The organism is Zoogloea sp. (genome assembly GCF_030157465.1).
GTDB lineage: Bacteria > Pseudomonadota > Gammaproteobacteria > Burkholderiales > Rhodocyclaceae > Zoogloea.
Genome location: NZ_JAOAUU010000012.1, coordinates 26,367 through 45,696 on the forward strand (window position 1 = coordinate 26,367; position 19,330 = coordinate 45,696).

A 19,330-nucleotide genomic window follows, 5' to 3' on the forward strand; every position below is an offset into this window, starting at 1 on the left:
AGTGGCAACGGACGGTGCGCACAGGCCCCGCCAGCCGCACCGGCCACCGGAATTGGAGAGTAGATGCACAGCCAGGCCAACGCGCCCGTACCGACGGGCCCGCTTCTTTACCAGCCGCGCTTCGACTGCCGCAACGGCGAACTGGCTGGCGCGAAGCTGTACATCGGCCGCCCCGACGGGCCTGAAAAGTTCGTACTGGATTCGCCTACCGGGGCGGCCCTGGCGCCGCTGCGCGCAGCCTGCGCACAGCTTGCGGCGTGGTCACGGACGCACAGCCAGCCGCTCGTGCTGGTATTCGGCGCCCGGATCGGCACCCTCTGCGAGCCCGCCTTCGCAGTGGCGCTGAACGCCATATTGCTCGAAACGCAATTCGAGCCCCAATGCCTTGAAATCTGCATCAGCACCGACGAACGGGTTTCCGACGCCAGCACCGCCGCCCTCCGGCACCTGAAGAATTGCGGCATACGCTTCACCCTCAGCGCCGCCAGCCCGGCCCTCGCCCGCCTGGCCTGGATCAGGCGCCTGCCGCTGGACAGCCTGGAGGTGCCCGCGCACCTCGTGCAGGACGTGGTGGCCGACCCGGAAGGCATCGCCATCGTGCGGGCACTGGTCACCCGCGCCCACACGCTCAGGCTGGTGGTCAGCGCCAAGGGCGTCGACTCCGCCCACAGCGCCTCGACGATGGTGGCCCTCGGCTGCGACCTGATCCTCGGCCCGCTCTTCGGAAACCCCGAGCCGGCCGGCCACTTCGAAGCCCTCCTCGCCACCGACCGGCGCCTCGACCCGGCCCTGCTGCGCGGCCCGCGGCCCGAACGGACGCTGCTGCTGGTGGATGACGAGGAAAACATCCTGTCGTCCCTGCGCCGCCTGCTGCGCCGCGACGGCTACACCATCCTCACGGCCACCGGCGGCAAGGCCGGGCTCGAGCTGATGGCCACCCAGCCGGTGGACGTCATCGTCTCCGACCAGCGCATGCCCGGCATGACCGGCGTCGAGTTTCTGCAGAAGGCCAAGCAGATGGACCCGGATTCGGTGCGCATGGTGCTCTCCGGCTACACCGACCTGCAGTCGGTCACCGACGCGATCAACGAAGGCGACATCTACAAGTTCCTCACCAAGCCGTGGGACGACGCGATGCTGCGCGCCAACATCAACGAAGCCTTCCAGCGCAAGCTGCTCAGCGATGAAAACCGGCGCCTGAGCGCCGAGCTGGCCGGTGCCAACGACGCGCTGGAACGCATCAACGCACAACTCAAGACCGTGCTGGCCGACCGGGAGCGCAAGCTCGGCATGGAAGAGGCCGCCCTCAGCATGACCCACGAAGCCCTTGCCGTGCTGCCCGTGCCGCTGCTCGGCATCGATTCGGGCGGCATGATCGCGCTGGCCAACGCCGCCGCCGAAAGGCTGTTTGCCCAGCAGGCGCCGCTGCTCGGCCTGGGCGCCGAAGAAGTGCTGCCGGCCTCCTGCACCCTGCTCCTCAACGCCGGCGAACAACACGCCGACCTTGACCTGCACGGCCGCAGCGTGCGCGTTGAGGCCCACCCGCTTGGCAGCCACGGAGACGTTCGCGGTACCCTGCTGAGCTTCACCAGCCGGACGATCACGCCATGAGCGAAACCCGCACGCTGCCACTGGCCGAAACCCTTCCCGGCATGCTTCTCGCTGCCCCGGTGCTGGATGCCGGCGGCAACGTGCTCCTGCCCGCCGCACTCGCCCTCACCGAAAGCCATCTCGAGAGCCTGCGCCGGCGCGGCATTGCCACGCTGACCATCAGCGCGCCGGCCGAGCCGGTCGACATCGCCAGAAAGCGCGAAGAAGTGCGGGCGCGGGTCATGCATATATTCCGCCACACCGTGGACGACCCCGGCTCCCAGGCCCTGCTCCACGCCGTGCTCGCCTTTCGCCAGGAGCAACTCAAGTGAGCGAGCAGCCCACACTCCGAGACATGCTCGCCCGCATCCAGCGGTTGCCGGCCCTGCCGGCCGTGGCGCTGGAGCTTCTGAACACCCTCTCCGGCGGCGACCCCGACGTGGCCGCCCTGGCCCGGCGCATCGCCCAGGACCAAGCCATTGCGGCGCGTGTGCTGCGGGTCGCCAACTCACCCTTCTACGGCCTGCAAAGCCGCGTCGGCTCGATCCACGATGCCGTCGTGGTGCTGGGCTTTTCGGCCGTGCGCTCGCTGGTGCTGGCCGCGGCGGTGGTCACCGGGCTGCCCGGCGGCCATTGCGCGGGCTTCGACCCCAATCGTTTCTGGCGCCACGTGATGGGCACGGCGGTCGCCGCCCAGTCCCTCGCCCAGCGCCTCGGCCGCCCGTCCGAAAGTCTGTTTGTCGCCGGCCTGCTCCATGACATCGGCCGCCTGGCGATGGTCAGCGTTTATCCCGCGCAGTTTGCCCGCGCCCTCGCGATTGCACGCGAGCGGGACTGCAGCCTGCGCGAACTCGAACTCGAAATCTTCGGCTTCGATCACACCGCGGTCGGCGCGGCCCTCACCCTCCGCTGGCATCTCCCCGAAGAAATCATCGATGCCCTGGCCTACCACCACCGGCCCGAACTCGGCGCGCCCGGCGGGCTCGCGCCGATCATCCATTACGCCGATGCCATTTCCAAGGCCCTCGATTTCGAAGAGGCCGAGGACACCCTGATGCCCAGCCTGCACCCCGCAACGATCGACGCCCTCGGCCTCGACTGGCAGGGCCTCACCGAGGTGCTGGCGGACACCCAGACCCGCTTCGAAAGCTATCGCCTGCTGCTGGGCTGACCCCATGAACGACGACGTCTTTGCGCTTCCCTCGCAACTTTTCCCCCTCGTCAATGCCCTCACCTCCGCCGTGATGCTGCACCGGGGCGACAAGATCCTGTTCGCCAACGACGCCCTGTCACGCCTGAGCGGCTACGCGCCGGAAGAACTGGCGGACATGGACTTCTGGACCCTCTTTCCGCCGCCGGACTGCGACCGCCTTCGCGAGCGCGACTCTGGCCGTCTGGACAGCCCGCTACCCACCACCCTGGACGAAACCGTCATCCTTACCCGCAGCGGAGACACCCGCTGGGTGGAGATGTCCGTTTCCGACCAGATCATCGCCGACGCACCCACCATTTTTTGCAGCATCCTCGACATCACCGACAGGATGCGTGCCGAAGCCGACCAGTTGCACGCCCGGCAACTGCTCGCCCAGATCATCGAAAGCGGCCCGGTGCCCACCCTCGTCATCGACGCCCGCCACGTGGTCACCCACTGGAGCCGGGCCTGCGCGCAGGTGGTCGGCATCAGCGCCGACAGCATGGTCGGCACCCGCGAGCAGTGGCGCGCCTTTTACGAAAGCGAGCGCCCCATCCTCGCCGACCTGATCGTCTCGGGCACCATCGACGAGATGATCGAACTCTACGGCACGCAAAACCTGCGCCGCTCGACGGTGATCGACAACGCCTACGAGGCCGAAAGCCACTTCCCGCACCTGGGCACCCACGGCCGCTGGCTCTACGCCACCGCCGCGCCGCTGCGCAACGACACCGGCGAGGTGATCGGCGCCATCGAAACCCTGCAGGACATCACCGAACGCAAGCACGCCGAAAACGCGCTACGCAAGATGCAGGCCGAACTCGAAGCCACGGTGGCCCAGCGCACCAGCGAACTCAGCCACGCCAAGGCCACGCTGGAAGAGGACATCGACCGCCGGGAAACCGCCGAGGCCGAACTGCTCAAGCGCTACGCCGAACTCACCGAACTCAACTGCCGCCTGCAGGAAACCCACCAGCAACTCATTCAGTCCGAAAAGCTCGCCTCGATCGGCCAGCTCGCCGCCGGCGTCGCCCACGAAATCAACAACCCGATCGGCTACGTCAATTCCAACATCCGCAGCCTCAAGGGCTACATGGCCCAGCTGCTCGACGTATTCGACACCTACGAAAAGTGCGAGGCCGATCTCCCGCCCGCCGCCCGCGAGGCCATCGCCGCCGCCAAGGAGCGCGCCGATTTTGCCTACCTGCGCGACGACATCGGCCAGCTCATCAGTGAATCCGAGGAAGGCACCGGCCGCGTGCGCAAGATCGTGCAGGATCTGCGCGACTTCTCCCGCACCGATTCCAGCCGGGAGGACTGGCAGCCCGCCGATCTCCACGCCGGCCTCGACAGCACCCTCAACATCGCCAGCAACGAAATCAAGTACAAGGCCGATGTGGTGCGCGAATACGGCGAACTGCCCCTCGTCGAATGCCTGCCCTCGCAACTCAACCAGGTGTTCATGAACCTCTTCGTGAACGCCGCCCAGGCCATGCCGGACGAGCGCCGCGGCACCATCCGGGTGCGCACCGGCAGCGCCGGCGACACGGTGTGGATCGAGATCGACGACAACGGCCAGGGCATTCCCGCCGACCTCATCGACCGCATCTTCGACCCGTTTTTCACCACCAAGCCGATCGGCAAGGGCACCGGCCTCGGCCTCGCCCTTTCATACGGTATCGTGCAAAAGCACCACGGCAACATCACGGCAAGCAGCACGCCGGGCGCCGGCACCACCTTCCGAATCACCCTGCCCGTGCAGCACCCGGCCGACCCCGGAGAAGCCCCATGACCCCCTCCCCGCCCACCGCCAGCACCCAGGCCTTCACCATTCTCTGCGTCGACGACGAAGCCAACATCCTGTCGTCCCTGCGGCGCCTTTTCCGCCCCCACGGCTACAAGGTACTGGTGGCCGGCGGCGGCGTCGAAGGCCTCGAAGCGCTCGCCGGCGAACACGTGGACCTGATCATTTCCGACATGCGCATGCCCGGCATGGACGGCGCCACATTCCTCGCCGAAGCCCGCAAGCGCTATCCCGACACCGTGCGCCTGCTGCTCACCGGCTACGCCGACATGGACTCCACCATCGCCGCGATCAACTCGGGGCAGATCGCCCGCTACATCGCCAAACCCTGGAACGACCAGGACGTGCTGCTCACCGTGCGCGAAGCGCTCGAACGCCAGGCCCTGCTGCGCGAGAAGGCCCGCCTGGAAGCCCTGACGCTGCGCCAGAACGAAGAACTGAAGAGCCTCAACGCCAGCCTCGAACACAAGGTCGAGGCGCGCACCAGCGAACTCAAGGCGGCCCACGAGAAACTCAAGCAGCACTTCCTGACCTCGATCCGCGTCTTCGCCAACCTCATCGAACTGCGCGAAGGCGCCAGCGCCGGCCATTCGAGGCGCGTTGCCGACCTGGCCCGCAAGATCGCCGTCAAACTGGGCTTCACCCCCGGCGACGTGCAGGACGTGATGCTCGCCGGCCTGCTCCACGACGTCGGCAAGATCGGCCTGCCCGACGAACTGCTCGGCAAGCCGGTGTCCCACATGAGCGGCGACGAACTGGGCCTGCTGCGCAAACACCCGATCACCGGACAGGCCGCCCTGATGGGCCTCGAAAACCTGCGCCAGGCCGGCACCTTCGTGCGCAGCCACCACGAGCGCTGGGACGGCCAGGGCTACCCCGACCGCCTCTCGGGCCTCGCGATTCCTTACGGCGCCCGGATCATCGCCGTCGCCAACGATTTCGACGGGCTGCAGATCGGCTCGCTCTCGCCGCGCCGGTTCAAGCCCGAGGAGGCCGTCACCTTCATGCAGCAGAACCGCGGCAAGCGCTACTGCCCGAATGTGGTGGACGCTTTCATGGAGGTGATGGGGGGGCCTGACACGACTCCGGGTGCCACCAATGAACACAATCCCTCGTCCCTCAAGCCGGGCATGGTCCTGGCGCGCGATCTCCTGACCCGCGACGGCGTCATGCTGCTGGCGGCGGACTTCGTGCTCGACGAAAACCTGATCCGCCAGCTGCGCGAACTGGAGGCCTCGGAAGGCATCCGCCTCAGCATCGCCATTCGTCCGCAGGAGGTAAAAACGTAGAGGGTGTGGAGCGGGGCCGGCAAGCCCCGCCGCCTCAGACCGGCCGGCCCATCGGCAAGATGCTGGCGCTGACCAGCGACTGGGCAAGCGCCCGGCTCGACATGGGGCGGGCAAACAGATAGCCCTGGATCAGGTGACAGCCCTGATCGCGCAGGGTTTCCAGCTGGGCAACGGTCTCGACGCCTTCGGCGACCACCTCCAGCCCCAGGCTGTGGGCTAGCCCGATGACCGCCCTGACGATGGCCACGCCCTGCCCGTCGACCAGTTCGCCGACAAACGACCGGTCGATCTTCAGCGTATCCACCGCCAGCCGGCGCAGATAGGCCAGCGACGAATAACCGGTGCCGAAATCATCCACCGCCACCCGGATGCCCATCTCGCGCAACTGGGCCAGGATGGTCGTGGCGTAATCGAGATCGCGCATGAGCACCGTTTCGGTCAGCTCGAACTCGATGCGCGAGGCCGGCAAGCCCGCCCCTTCCAGCACCGCGCGCACGGTGGGAATGAGCTGCGGATCCATGAAGTTCACGCCCGACAGGTTGATGCTGACCCGGAAATCCGCCGGCAAGGCATCGCCCAGCTCGACGATGTCGTTGCACACGCGCTCCATCACGGCCCGCGTGAGCGGCACGATCATGCCGGTTTCCTCGGCCAGCGAAATGAACTCCGGCGGCGGCACCGGCCCGCGCGACATGTGCGGCCAGCGCACCAGCGCCTCGGCCTTGACGATCTCGCGGCGGTTCACATCGACGATGGGCTGATAGAGCACCTTCAGCTCGTCCTCGCCGATGGCCCGGCGCAGATCGCCTTCCAGCGTAAAGCGCAGGAAGGCGGCCACCTTCATCTCTTCGGAAAACAGCGCCACCTGGTCGCGGGTAATCCGCTTGGCCCGGTTGAGGGCGGTTTCGGCGGCCTTCAGCAGCGCATCCGCGTCGGTTCCGTGATCGGGCATCAGCGCCACGCCCACCCGGGCCGACAGGGTGATCTCCTGGCCCGGCACGCGGATCGGTGCGCACACCACCTGCACCAGCTTGTGGGCGATGGCCAGCACCTCCTCCACCGGCCCCACGTCAGTCACCAGAATGCCGAACTCGTCGGCCGCCATGCGTGCCACCTTGAGGCGCGGCAACCCGCCGCCGCCTGCCGGCTCGGCCGGGGTGCGATCGCCCATGCTGTCGCGCAGACGATGACCGATGACCTGCAGCACCTGGTCTCCGCGCTCGGGGCCGAGGCTGTCGTTGATGCGCGCAAAGCGGTCGATATCCACCACCATCACGGCGCAGCGGCTGTCGTTGCGCAGGCAGCGGGCCGTGGCGGCCAGCAGCCCCTCGCGGAAGAACTCGCGGTTGGGCAGCCCGGTAAGCGGATCGAAATAGGCCAGCTGGCGAATCCGCCGCTGGGTTTCCACCTGCTCGGTGATGTCCTGGGCGCTGCCCTCCATGACCAGCCCATCCAGCGATTCCGCCGCCAGGTCGTCGGCTCGCTCGGCGGTTTCCAGCAGCGTTCTCACGCTGCCGTCGGGCCACACCACCCGGTAGGTGAGCTGGTAGCCAATGCCCTGGCGGGCGCCCTCCAGGGCGGCCTGAACCATGGCCCGGTCGGGCTCGTAGACGTGGGCGACCAGAGCCTCCATGCCCTCGCCGAAGGTGTCGGCATGCTGGCCGAACAAACGGTAATACTGGGACGAACGCTGGGCGTCGTCGGCCGGCACGAACCATTCCCAGCTGCCCAGGCGGGCAATGCGCTGGGCGCTGGAGAGGTTGTCCTTGCTGCGCACCAGCTCCTTCATGACCTGGGCCGAGCGCAGCACGTAACGGATGCGAAAGCGCAGCAGGGTCCAGTTGATCGGCTTGGAGATGAAATCGGTGGCGCCGACGTGAAAAGCCTCCTCGACCGATTCGCTGTCTTCCAGGCCCGTGAGCATGATCACCGGCACCAGCTCGCCGGCCGGCGTGGCGCGCAAGCGGCGGCAGACCTCGAAACCACTGAGCCCCGGCATCATCACGTCGAGCAACACCAGATCGGGATGCTCGGCCTTGAAAGCGGCCAGGGCCTGCACGCCGTTTTCGGCTTCGATGGTGCTGTAGCCGCCTTCGCGCAGGGCCTCGACGGCCATCATGCGGGTCAGCGGATCATCATCAACGATGAGGACGCGAGTGTTGTTGTGGCTTCCGGTCATTGTTCCATAGGGCCTTCCACCCGGCTCAAAGCTTCCATGCTGATCAATCCTTCGTCGAGGAGCGCCTGCCGGCAGCCCTCCCAGGCATCGGCAAACCCGGCCGCCTCGGCGGGAGTCGGCGCGGCACCGCTCTTCATCCGTTCGTCCAGGGCCCGCGCCAGGGCAGCCAGCCGCAGCGCGCCGATCGCAAAGCAACCGGATTTCATCTTGTGGGCCAGGGCCTTCACCCCGTCCTTGTCGCCCGTCGCAATCAGTCTTTGCAGGCTGCGGACATTGCGCACCGTCTCGGTGACGAAGAGTGCCACCAAACGCTGCAACATCGGCGACTCACGCTGCCCGTTCACGCCCGGCAAGCCCAGTAGCACGGCTACGTCGAGTGCGGCCTCGACCGGGCTGCCGACACTCGCGGCGGGTGCCGGCAGCGGCCCGGGCGGCGGCAAAGCACCTGGCGGATCGGCGGGCTGCACGTCGGGCAGCCAGCGGCTCAGGACGGCCCACAGCTGCTCGCCGGACACCGGCTTGACCAGGTAATCATCCATGCCGGCAGCCAGGCAGGCCTCGCGGTCTTCGGAGAGGGCGTTGGCGGTCAGGGCAATGATCGGCATGCGCGGCAAGCCGCGCGCGGCCTCGTCGGCCCGGATCACGCGGGTCGCCTCGCGCCCGTCCATGTTTGGCATCTGGATATCCATCAGGATCAGGTCGAAGCGCCCGTCACGACAGGCCTCCACGGCCTGACTCCCGTCGTCGGCCAGCGACACGCGGCAACCGATGGATTCGAGCACCGCGCCCGCCACCTCGCGGTTCACCGGGTGATCCTCGACAACCAGCACATGGGCAGCCAGGCTATGCACCGCCGGATCGGGCGCGGCGGCCGGCACTTCCCGGACCAGGAAACGACGGATCTCGGTGCCGCTCAGCGGGCGCGGCAGGATCAGCTCGGCGCCCGCGGCCCGCATCGCGTCGGCTTCGTCGTGGCCGGCACCGACAATCGCCGCCAGCAGCGGCCGGGCCGGCCGGGCCCGCAGATCCGTGAGCAGGCGGCAGCCGCCGAGTGCATCGAAAGCGGCATCGACGACCACCCAGTCGAAGCGGGCGCCGGAGGCCAGCATTTCGTCGACCGCCGGAGAATCGTAGGCCAGCTCGGTTCGGCAGCCCAGAAACTCCAGTTGAGCAACCAGCGCATCGCGTGCGCGGGAGTCACCCACGGCAATCAGGGCCGCACAGCCGGCGAGCGGCGGGAGAGGCGCGGCTGCGGAGGTGTACTGGCCCAGTTCGAACTCGACCCAGAAACAGGAGCCGAGACCGGGCTCGGAGAGATAGTCGATCTCGCCGTTCATCTGCTCGACCAACTGGCGGGCAATGGCCAGCCCCAGCCCGGTGCCGCCAAAGCGCCGCGCCATCGAGTTGTCGGCCTGCGAGAAGGACTGGAACAAGCGGGCGCCGGCTTCCCGCGGCACCCCGATGCCGGTATCCCGAACCTCGACCCGTATCCGCAGGCGTCCCTCAGCGGAACAGGGCGCCCGCGTCACAACAATGGCGATCTCGCCGTGCTCGGTGAATTTCTGGGCGTTGGAGACGAGGTTGTTGAACACCTGCCGAACGCGCAGCGCGTCACCTGTCGCACGGGCCGGCACCAGCGGGTCGACGTACAGGTAGAGCTGCAGGCCGCGCTCGTGGGCCGAGGTGGCAAACAGGGTGGCCACCAGGTCGATGGTATCCCGCAAGGAAAACGGCAGAAGCTCGAGCTCCAGCCGCCCGGCTTCGATTTTTGAAACGTCGAGCACGTCGTTGATGATCTCCAGAAGCGCGCGCGCCGAATCATCGAGCATATCAACAAAGAAAGCCTGGCGCTCGCCGAGCGCAGTCTGCCTCAGCAACCCGATCATGCCCATGACGCCGTTCATCGGCGTGCGGATTTCATGGCTCATGTTGGCCAGAAACTGGGACTTGGCGCGGTTGGCCGCTTCGGCCTGCTCCATCGCCGCACGCAGTTCGGCGGTGCGGGCGGCCACCTCGGATGCGAGGTGTTCACGGTGCTGCGTCAGCTCCCGGTCGCGGGTGCCGATTTCGGCCAGCATGCCGTTGAATCCGGTGATCAGCTCGCCCACCTCGTCGGCGTAACCGGCCGGGGCACGCAGGTCATAGCGCTTGCGAGTGCCCACCTCGCGCACCACGTCGGCCAGCTTTTGCAGCGGCCCGACGATCATCCCCTGCATGCGCCGGGTGAACAGGCCCGCCACGACCAGCGCCGCGACCAACCCGAGCAGCGCAAAGCCGAGCCACAGGATCAGGCGCCCGACGATCGGCCGGAGCTCGAACTCGATAATCAGGCTTCCCAGCTCCTCGCCATCGCTGACCAGACGCTTGCTGACGAGCAGGGTCAGCCCGCTCCACCGGGCCCCGCTGCCCTCGGCCTGGGTCTTCAGCCAGGCGACGTAGGGCACGTCGTCTCCGGCCTGTGGCGGATAGGCGGCGAACACCGACCCGTCCTGGCGGAACAGCAGCGCCTTGGCCACCCTTTCGTGGTGACGCAAGGCCGCCAGCAGCGACGCAGCCACCCGGGCGTCATCAAAGCGCAGCGGTGGAATGGCGCTGTCGGCGACAATTTCCGAGAGCACCCGGCCGTCCTCGTCGGCCCGCCGGATCTCGTTTATCACCTCGGTCATGAAGATGGTCAGCACCGCCACGCCCAGCGCGATCAGCACGCTCAGGCGGGCCACGATGCCAAGCTTCCGGCCGATGGGCAGATTCTGTATCGATCGCACTCAGAACCCCCTCACGCCCAGCACGTTGCGCCCCAGGCGCAGCAACTGGGAACTGGCCCTCAGGCCGTCCCGCTGGAGGGCCGCCTGATTGATGTCGAAGCGCACCCGCCCGTCCTCGACGACCAGCCCGATGCTGCCGCCGGCCTCCGCAAAACCGTCGGTGTCGCTCACCGACAGCACACCCTTGCCGGCCAGCCCGCGCAGCAGCAGGCCGAGGCGGCGCTCCTCCGAATCGGCGATGAAAACCAGGTGGCAGTCGCCGGCCTGGTCGACGCCTTCGATCTGGCGCAGGCGCATTTCGTGGCCATTGACCTGGCGCCCTTCAAGGCCGATCAGCGCTCCACCGAAGGGATCCCGACCGAGCACGCACAGGCGCAGCGGAGCCCCGGTCGGCAGACGCACAGCGGGCCATTCCACGTAGCGGGCAAAGTTGAGCAGGTAGGCAGCCTTGATCTGGTATTCCCCCGGCGGCTCGGCAGTCCATGCCGGGCCCGCGCCCAGGTTGAGCGCGATGAGAAATGCCAGTCTGCCGAATAGGCGGCGGATCACGGGATAGCCCTCAGAAACGCCACATGCCCTGGACAAATCCTTGCCGGGGCTGATAAGCGGGTTGCGAGGGGACGAAGTCCGGCGCGTATTCCTGGTGGAGCGGGTCGAAAAGGTTCACCCCGACCACCGCAAACTCGAAAGACCGGCTGACTCGCCAGCCGTAGCGCAGATCCACGCTGGTGTAGGCCGGCACATGCCCCAGACCGATAGCGCCCACCCTGCGCACCATCAGATCCACCTCGCGACCGCGCCCCAAGCTGAGCAGTCCGTGCAGGTTTGCCCAGTAGTGAGGTGACGCCTCCTCCAGGGCCTCTCCCGAGGCCTGGGTAACCGGGTCGGAGCTGCGGCCAGCCCGGATGTCCATCAGCGTGTAGCTGGCCTGCAGGCGCAGGTTCTCCGTCACCGGCAGGTCGAGCCCCAGCTCCAGGCCGGTGCTGCGTGCACTCCCCACGTTGCCGCGGTTGAGATACTGGAGAGGAACCACGCCGGCCGGCACCAGACCGGCCACACCGGGCAGCACGACACCCCCCGGATCAAGGGAGATGCTGGTCAGGTGGGTATAGTCGTGGTGAAACAGCACGGCCTCGAAGCTGCCATTGCCGAAACCGCGACGATAGCCGAGCTCCAGCGCGTCGAGCCGCTCGGCCCGCGGCGCCCAGTTCGGCCCCGGTCGCGACACCATGGCCACGACGGGCATTCGCGGATTACCGGTTTGGTGCAGGCCGGCGAACATCTGGGTGTCGATCTCGCCGACCGACGGCGTGCGTGCCGCCCGCGACCAGTTGGCCCACACGCTGTCCGCATCGGTGGGCGTCCACATCAGCCGCGCATTCGGCTGCGGCTCGAGGCGGGACATGGTCGAATGCTCGAAACGCCCGCCGAGGGTCAACTTCCAGAGCCGCGGCTGCAGGGTGATCTCGTCCTGCACGAAAGCGCTGGCGACGTTGAATTTCCGGCCACTCGGAGACACCACCAGCGCCGGCGTCGACAGATGGATCTCCGTCTGGACGAAGCGGCTGCCGAGCCCCCACATCAATTCATGCGCCCCCATCGGCGCCAGACGATGCTGAAAATCCAGGTCGGCCGTGCGAACCTCGCCGGTTCCGTAATTTTTCGCTTCGATCCGCTGGGTATCCACGTAGCCCTGCAGCGACGCCTCGCCGCCGGCCAAGCCCCAGGTGTAGCGCCCCACCAGGCTGGAGCCTTCCAGGTCGGCGCCGAGGGGCAACAGGAGCGGCAGGCCGGCCTGGGCACTGGTCTGAAGGTTTTCGCGGCTGCTGCGCCGATAGGTATTGCCCTGCACCATCCAGGCATTCGTTCCCGATCCCGCACTGTCCATCCGGAAACCGGCCAGCCAGCCCCGATTGCCATCGACACCGGACTCACCGCTGGCCGAGCGAGATTCGGCCAGCTCGTTGCCTTTGGCAAAAACCCGTAGCGCACCCGCTCCGCCAAGCTCGACGCCCTGGCGCACCGCCACCGCCGGGTGGCCCTGGTTGTCCAGCCTCATCGACAGCAATCCGCCGCGGCTCGCCGTTGCCTTGCGGGTCACGATGTTGATCACGCCATTGACGGCATTCGCGCCCCACAGCGAAGCGCCCGGCCCGCGCACCACCTCGATGCGCTCCACGTCTTCGAGCATCACGTCGAGCGCTTCCCAGAACACACCCGAGAACAGCGGGCTGTAAACACTGCGGCCATCGATCAGGACCAGCAGCTTGTTGGAAAAACGCCCCGCGTAGCCCCGTACGCCTACCGCCCAGCGGCCGGCGCCGATCTGCGTCACGCTCACTCCGGGCACCTCGCGCAGGGCCTCCGGCACACTGCGGGCCCCGCTGCGGCGGATATCCTCGGCCGTCAACACGGTGACTGCAGCCGACGTCTCCGACAATTTCTGCGCCTTGCGCGAAACCGTGGCCACCTCCAGACGAGCCAGATCCTCGAGGGCCAGGTCGACCAGCGGCGCTTCGTCAGCCCACACAGTGGTCGCCCACATCAAGGCAGGAAAAACAATTCGGGCACGGCAGGGATGCATCGGCTGGAATCTCGAAAAATGATAACGTCATGGCCTGGGCCGGCACACACCAACACTTCTACCAAAGCCCGCAGCCCCGCCGCGCCTAACAGTTCGCGGCACAGGCGTTTTTGCCAAACCCTTGCATCCCGGCGTGGACAAAGTCACACCCCAAAACGCCGCGACGCGCATCGTGTTCGCACACCACGGCCCAGCGCCGGGCCGTCGCCCGCGCCGCCATCGGCTACAATTGAATGATTTTTCAGACTCGGGCGGCTTTCCGCCCTGCGCCCGTCAAGGTATGACCCAGATGACTGCTCCGACCACCCCGGCCACCGATGCCGCGCCCAGCCACTTCATCCGCAACATCATCGACGAAGACCGCCGCCTCGGCAAATGGAGCGGCCGCGTCGAAACGCGCTTCCCGCCCGAGCCTAACGGCTACCTGCATTACGGCCACGCCAAGAGCATCTGCCTGAACTTCGGCCTTGCCCAGATCTACGGCGGCGCCTGCCACCTGCGCTTCGACGACACCAATCCCGCCAAGGAAGACCAGGAATATGTCGACGCCATCATCGAGGCCGTCCAGTGGCTGGGCTTCGACTGGCAGGATCACCTGTACTTCGCGTCGGACTACTTCGACAAGATGTACGCCATGGCCGAACACCTCATCACCGTCGGCAAGGCCTATGTCGAATCCCTGCCGGCCGACGAAATGCGCGCCTACCGCGGCACCCTGTCCTCGCCCGGCAGGAACAGCCCCTTCCGCGACCGCAGCGTCAGCGAGAACCTCGAACTCTTCCAGCGCATGAAGGCCGGTGAATTCCCCGACGGCACCCACATCCTGCGCGCCAGGATCGACATGGGCTCGCCCAACATGAACCTGCGCGACCCGGCCATCTACCGCATCCGCCACGCCGCGCACCACCGCACCGGCGAGCGCTGGTGCATCTACCCGATGTACACCTTCGCGCACCCCATCGAGGACGCGCTTGAAGACATCACCCACTCGATCTGCACCCTCGAATTCGCCGACCAGCGCCCCTTCTACGAATGGCTGCTGGAGACCCTGGCCGACGGTGGTTTCTTTAGCCGCCCGGTTCCGCAGCAGATCGAGTTCGCCCGCCTCAACCTCACCTACGTGGTGCTCTCCAAGCGCAAGCTGGTCGAGCTGGTCGACGAAAAACACGTCGCCGGCTGGGACGACCCGCGCCTGCCCACCCTGGTCGGAGCCCGTCGCCGCGGCTTCACGCCGGAAGGCTTCCGCCGCTTCGCAGAGCGCATCGGCGTCTCCAAGGGCGATTCGTGGATCGACATGAGCGTGCTCGAAGACTGCATGCGCGAGGATCTCAACAACTCCGCCGAGCGCCGCGTCGCCGTGCTCGACCCGGTCAAGCTCGTCATCACCAACTATCCGGTCGGCCACACCGAGCGCTGCCACGCGCCCAACCACCCGCTCCACCCGGATCTCGGCAAGCGCGAAATCCCCTTCAGCCGCGAACTGTGGATCGAGCGCGAAGACTTCATGGAAACCCCCTCCAAGGGCTACCACCGCCTCTATCCTGGCAACATGGCGCGCCTCCGCTACGGCTACGTCGTCAAGTGCACCGGCTGCGAGAAGGATGCCGACGGCAAGATCACCGCCGTGCTGTGCGAATACCTGCCCGACTCCAAGTCCGGCACCCCCGGCGCCGACACCTACAAGGTCAAGGGCAATCTGCACTGGGTCTCGGTCGAGCACGCCTACACCGCCGAAGTGCGGCTGTATGGCCGCCTGTTCGCCCACGCCACCCCCGGCAGCCGCCGCGAGGGCGACCCGGAAGGTCTCGAACGCAACTTCATCGACGACATCAACCCGGACAGCCTGCGCACGATCACCGCCCAGCTCGAACCGGCCCTGCGTGCAGCCCGGCCCGAAGCCCGCTTCCAGTTCGAACGCCACGGCTACTTCGTTGCCGATCGCATCGATTCCGCCGACGGCGCACCGGTGTTCAACCGCACCGTCACCCTGCGCGACACCTGGAAGAAATAAGCACCATGACCCGGACGGGACGGCCTCCATCCGGGGCTGTCCCGGGTGTTTTCCTGTCCATCACTCCCCGCTCGACTCATGATCAAGCCATAATTGCATGCCGGGCAGCTCTGGCATCACAGCAAACATGGCATGCCCGACCGAGCAGACATTTAAGCTTCGGTCGTAAATGCCGATTACAAGCGGACGCCCATCGAGGCATCCGCTGATTCGCGCCAACCACCGCGAATAATCCGACGAAACCCCCTTCGCCTCGCCCGACAAGCGTTACAGATGCTGAGCCACCTCTCGATACGCGTTCGCCTACTGCTCGCCAGCACCGTGGTCCAGGTCGTGATGCTCACCCTGCTGCTCACCAACAGCGGACGGCTCATGAACGAAGCCACCAGCGCCAGTCTCAACACGCTCATCGCCCAGAACGCCGCCATCCTCAACGTCGTCACCGCCACCTTCGTCCCGCAGGGCCGCTACACCGACCTCCAGGACACCCTCGGCGAACTCCTCAACGAAACCAACGAAGGCCTCATCTACGTCCGCATCGTCGACGCCGCCGGCAAAACGCGAGTCCGCGCCGGCCTGCCCGAGATGCACCTCCTGCCGCCCCCCGACGACGCCAGCGTCCTCAACCTGGGCGCCGGCATGGCCCACAACCTCATCCACGTCCGCCGCCCGGTTCTGCTCGAGCGCAACCAGGTCGGCTTTGTCCAGTTCGGCGTTTCGGTTTCGGCGCTCACGCTCGCCAAGCAGCAAATCCTCAGCCAGGGCATCGCCATCGCCAGCGCAGAAGTGCTGCTCACCCTGCTGCTGCTGGGCGCCGTCGGCTACCTCATGACGCGCAACCTCGGGCGACTCCTGCGCGGCAGCCAGGCCATCGCCGCCGGCCAGCTCTCCCACCGCCTGCCTGAACGGGGCAAGGACGAACTGGCCCAGCTCTGCCAGCACTTCAACCGCATGGCCAGCGCCCTCCAGTCGCGCATCCAGGAACTCGAAGCCACCGCCCGCCAACTGGCCAACAGCGAAGAGCGCTACGCGCTGGCCACCCGCGCCGCCAACGACGGCCTTTGGGACTGGGATATCCCCAACGACAAGACCTACTTCGCCCCCCGCTTCTTCGAAATCCTCGGCCTGCCGCCAAACAAGTCCGCCGGAAACAGCGACACACTGCTGAACCACCTCCACCCCGACGACCGCGAACCCTTTCGCCTGCGCCTGATCGCCCACCTCAAGCGCGAATCCACCCAGCTCATGGTCGAGCACCGCATCCTGCACGCCGACGGAAGCTACCGCTGGATCCTCACCTGCGGCATGGCCGTTTATGACACCAAAACCGGCCGCGCCATCCGCATGGCCGGCTCCATCAGCGACATCCACCTGCGCAAGCGCGCAGAAGACCAGCTCCTTCACGACGCGCTCCACGACGGCCTGACCGGCCTCGCCAACCGCGCCCTGTTCGCCGAACACCTGCAGAACACCCTGCGCCACGCCGATCGCGCCACCGACAGCCTGTTCGCCGTACTGCACATCAACATCGAGCGCTTCCACGTCGTTAACGACAGCCTCGGCTACTCCGCCGGCGACGACCTGCTGCGCCTCGTGGCCGCCCGCATCCGCACCCTCGCCCGCCCCGGCGACGTGGTCGGACGCATCGGCGGCGACCAGTTCGCCGTGCTGCTCAACGACATCACCGACGCCAGCGAAGCCATCCGCTTTTCCGAAAACCTGCAGACCCGACTGGCCGAAACCGCCGACCTGAACGGCCACTCGCTCTACCCCAAGACGCGCATCGGGGTCGCCCTGGGCAGCGGCGGCTTCCAGAACGCCGAAGACCTCATGCGCGACGCCGACAACGCCATGCAGCGCTCGCGCCGCAGCGCCGAAAACACCATCACGGTCTTCCAGTCGGCCATGCACCAGCAGGTCATGCGCGACCTGCAGCTCGAAAGCCAGCTTCGCTGCGCCCTGCGGGACAAGCATCTGGTGGCCCACTTCCAGCCCATCGTCGACCTCGCAAACGGCCGGACCACCGGCTTCGAAGCCCTCGTTCGCTGGCCCCAGGCCAGCGCCCGACGGATCGGGCCGGACGTCTTCATTCCCCTCGCCGAATCCCTCGACCTCGTACACGAGCTCGGCATGCAGATGCTCGACCAGAGCTGCGCCCGCCTCAAATCCTGGCGCGAACTCGGGCTCGGCGGCGAAAACCTGTCGATCAGCGTCAACCTGTCGGCCCGCCAGCTCATGCTCCCCGACCTTGCCGACCAGGTCGTCGCCTGCATCGACGGCTACGGCCTGCCACCCAGCGCCCTGAAACTCGAGATCACCGAAGGCACCCTCGTCACGCGCAAGGAACTCGCCATCAGCCAGCTCGGCAAGCTGCGCGCCAAGGGCCTCAAGATTCTCATCGACGACTTCGGCACCGGCTACTCCTCGCTCAGCTACCTCCACTCAATCCCCTGCGACACCATCAAGCTCGACGGCTCGTTCATCCGCGAGATCGAGCGCGACACCCGCCTCAGGGCCATCGTCGGCGCCAGCATCCACCTGGCCCATGAACTCGGCATGAGCGTCGTCGCCGAATGCGTCGAAACCCAGGCCCAGGCCGACATCCTCCGCGAGCTCGCCTGCGACTTCGGGCAGGGTTTCCTGTTTGCCCCCGCCGAGCCCGAAAGCCGCGCACGGCAATGGCTCGAAAAGCCCCTCTCCGGGAGTCCGACATGAGGCAATTGCTCACAACGCTCCTGCTGGCCCTCGCCGCCGGCAGTGCTGCCGCCGACGCCCCCACCCGTTTCGCCCTGTCCGGCTTCGGAACCCTCGGCGTGGTGCGAAGCGACAAGGACGATTACCACTTCCGCAGCAGCGGCACCCAATCAGCCAACAGCCCGGGGCAAAACTTCGACCCCTCGGTCGACTCCGTCCTCGGCATACAAGGCACCGGACGCCTCCACGACCAGCTCGACCTCACCGTCCAGGCCATCTCCCGGCAAGCCACCGGCTACAACTACACCCCCCACATCACCTGGGCCTACCTGCGCTACCGGGCAACGCCGGCACTCACCGTCCGGGTCGGGCGGACAACGACACCGTTCTTCATGTTCTCCGACTCCCTCAACCTCAACTACGCCACCCCGTGGGTGCGCCCCCCCTCCGAGGTCTACAACCTCAACCCCTTCTCCGACCTCGACGGCATCGACCTGCTCTACCGCATTCCGCTCGGCGAAATGGATCTCGAAATCCAGGGCCTCTTCGGCAACAGCGCCGTCTCGGCACGCTCCGCCTCCACCCGCCTGAAAAACGCCAAGGGCATCAACTTTGGCCTCGTTGGCTCCGGATTCAGCGCTCATGCCGGCTACGCGCGCACCCGGCTCGAACTCCAGTGGGACGATGGTTTCTACCGGGCCCTGAGCAACCTGCTCACCGCCCTCGACGAAAAAGCCGCACTGGCCGAGCTATCCGGCACCAAGGGCACCACCGAATTCTTCTCGGCCGGCTTCCAGTGGGAAAAAAACAACTGGCTCACCATTGCCGAGTTCGCCAAGCGCAGGGCCGACCGGTACATCAACAGCGCCCACGCCTGGTACGTCACCGTCGGCTACCATTTCAACAGCCTGACCCCCTACGCCACCTACTCCCAGCAAACCCAGGACGCCCCCGCCAGCGATGCCAGACTCCCCCCGGTCTTCATGCCGCTCGTCAACCTCTACAACGCCCCCCGCAACAACGCCCAGCACGGCGTGGCTCTCGGCCTGCGCTGGGATCTCGCCCGCAACATCGCCCTCAAAAGCCAGATCGAACGCATCGACGCGGCCCCCGGCGGCCGCGGCATGTTCCCGTCCGACTCGGCCGCGGATTACCTGAAGCCCACCTCGCCGGTGCACCTCTTCAGCATGTCGGTCGATTTCGTCTTCTGACACCCCCGATG

The 19,330-nt window shown here is 66.9% G+C and carries 12 protein-coding genes; 8 read left to right on the forward strand and 4 right to left on the reverse strand.

Going from position 1 to position 19,330, the window contains the following annotated elements:
- Positions 1 to 63 precede the first annotated feature (63 nt).
- From Q1W26_RS01800 to Q1W26_RS01820, 5 genes are read left to right on the forward strand one after another with little or no spacing between them, the layout of a single operon-like run.
- Positions 64 to 1,611: a response regulator gene (locus Q1W26_RS01800; RefSeq protein WP_300435081.1), complete on the forward strand. Its 1,548-nt coding sequence runs from the start codon at positions 64 to 66 to the stop codon at positions 1,609 to 1,611.
- Positions 1,608 to 1,922 carry a hypothetical protein gene (locus Q1W26_RS01805; RefSeq protein ID WP_300435084.1) on the forward strand — a complete coding sequence of 105 codons (315 nt, stop codon included), beginning with the start codon at positions 1,608 to 1,610 and terminating at the stop codon, positions 1,920 to 1,922. Before Q1W26_RS01800 ends, Q1W26_RS01805 begins: the two co-directional genes overlap by 4 nt.
- Complete coding sequence (locus Q1W26_RS01810; RefSeq protein WP_300435087.1) at positions 1,919 to 2,761, forward strand: HDOD domain-containing protein; 843 nt, start codon at positions 1,919 to 1,921, stop codon at positions 2,759 to 2,761. The genes Q1W26_RS01805 and Q1W26_RS01810 overlap by 4 nt, the downstream gene beginning before the upstream one ends.
- 4 nt (positions 2,762 to 2,765) lie before the next feature.
- A complete protein-coding gene (locus Q1W26_RS01815) occupies positions 2,766 to 4,574 on the forward strand; it encodes a PAS domain S-box protein (protein WP_300435089.1) in 1,809 nt (602 codons plus the stop codon).
- Entirely contained in the window at positions 4,571 to 5,875 is a 1,305-nt protein-coding gene (locus Q1W26_RS01820) for an HD domain-containing phosphohydrolase (RefSeq protein WP_300435091.1), read from the forward strand. The genes Q1W26_RS01815 and Q1W26_RS01820 overlap by 4 nt, the downstream gene beginning before the upstream one ends.
- Positions 5,876 to 5,909: 34 nt before the next feature.
- Here Q1W26_RS01820 and Q1W26_RS01825 read toward each other — a convergent pair whose 3' ends face one another.
- The 4 genes from Q1W26_RS01825 to Q1W26_RS01840 are packed head-to-tail and all read right to left on the reverse strand — an operon-like array spanning position 5,910 to position 13,364.
- A complete protein-coding gene (locus Q1W26_RS01825; protein WP_300435093.1) occupies positions 5,910 to 8,054 on the reverse strand; it encodes an EAL domain-containing protein in 2,145 nt (714 codons plus the stop codon).
- Positions 8,051 to 10,819: a response regulator gene (locus tag Q1W26_RS01830; protein ID WP_300435094.1), complete on the reverse strand. Its 2,769-nt coding sequence runs from the start codon at positions 10,817 to 10,819 to the stop codon at positions 8,051 to 8,053. Before Q1W26_RS01830 ends, Q1W26_RS01825 begins: the two co-directional genes overlap by 4 nt.
- Positions 10,820 to 11,368 (reverse strand): YfiR family protein, encoded by a 549-nt coding sequence (locus tag Q1W26_RS01835; RefSeq protein ID WP_300435095.1) that lies wholly within the window; start codon positions 11,366 to 11,368, stop codon positions 10,820 to 10,822.
- Between the two features lie 10 nt (positions 11,369 to 11,378).
- Complete coding sequence (locus Q1W26_RS01840; protein WP_300435097.1) at positions 11,379 to 13,364, reverse strand: TonB-dependent receptor; 1,986 nt, start codon at positions 13,362 to 13,364, stop codon at positions 11,379 to 11,381.
- Positions 13,365 to 13,692: 328 nt separating this feature from the next.
- Between Q1W26_RS01840 and Q1W26_RS01845 the strand changes: the two genes are divergently transcribed.
- From Q1W26_RS01845 to Q1W26_RS01855, 3 genes are all read left to right on the forward strand, one after another.
- Positions 13,693 to 15,414 carry a glutamine--tRNA ligase/YqeY domain fusion protein gene (locus Q1W26_RS01845; RefSeq protein ID WP_300435100.1) on the forward strand — a complete coding sequence of 574 codons (1,722 nt, stop codon included), beginning with the start codon at positions 13,693 to 13,695 and terminating at the stop codon, positions 15,412 to 15,414.
- A gap of 273 nt (positions 15,415 to 15,687) precedes the next feature.
- The gene (locus tag Q1W26_RS01850; RefSeq protein WP_300435103.1) at positions 15,688 to 18,129 is read left to right on the forward strand and encodes an EAL domain-containing protein; all 2,442 of its coding nucleotides are present in this window, start codon (positions 15,688 to 15,690) and stop codon (positions 18,127 to 18,129) included.
- Entirely contained in the window at positions 18,126 to 19,319 is a 1,194-nt protein-coding gene (locus tag Q1W26_RS01855) for a porin (protein WP_300435106.1), read from the forward strand. The genes Q1W26_RS01850 and Q1W26_RS01855 overlap by 4 nt, the downstream gene beginning before the upstream one ends.
- The last annotated feature ends 11 nt before the right edge of the window (positions 19,320 to 19,330 follow it).

What these genes read in the sequence shown, in the direction of transcription:
- Q1W26_RS01800 (WP_300435081.1), top strand. Translation starts at nt 64, where the DNA reads ATGCACAGCCAGGCCAACGCGCCCGTACCGACGGGCCCGCTTCTTTAC.
- Q1W26_RS01805 (WP_300435084.1), top strand. Translation starts at nt 1,608, where the DNA reads ATGAGCGAAACCCGCACGCTGCCACTGGCCGAAACCCTTCCCGGCATG.
- Q1W26_RS01815 (WP_300435089.1), top strand. Translation starts at nt 2,766, where the DNA reads ATGAACGACGACGTCTTTGCGCTTCCCTCGCAACTTTTCCCCCTCGTC.
- Q1W26_RS01820 (WP_300435091.1), top strand. Translation starts at nt 4,571, where the DNA reads ATGACCCCCTCCCCGCCCACCGCCAGCACCCAGGCCTTCACCATTCTC.
- Q1W26_RS01825 (WP_300435093.1), bottom strand. Translation starts at nt 8,054, where the DNA reads ATGACCGGAAGCCACAACAACACTCGCGTCCTCATCGTTGATGATGAT.
- Q1W26_RS01840 (WP_300435097.1), bottom strand. Translation starts at nt 13,364, where the DNA reads ATGTGGGCGACCACTGTGTGGGCTGACGAAGCGCCGCTGGTCGACCTG.
- Q1W26_RS01845 (WP_300435100.1), top strand. Translation starts at nt 13,693, where the DNA reads ATGACTGCTCCGACCACCCCGGCCACCGATGCCGCGCCCAGCCACTTC.
- Q1W26_RS01850 (WP_300435103.1), top strand. Translation starts at nt 15,688, where the DNA reads ATGCTGAGCCACCTCTCGATACGCGTTCGCCTACTGCTCGCCAGCACC.
- Q1W26_RS01855 (WP_300435106.1), top strand. Translation starts at nt 18,126, where the DNA reads ATGAGGCAATTGCTCACAACGCTCCTGCTGGCCCTCGCCGCCGGCAGT.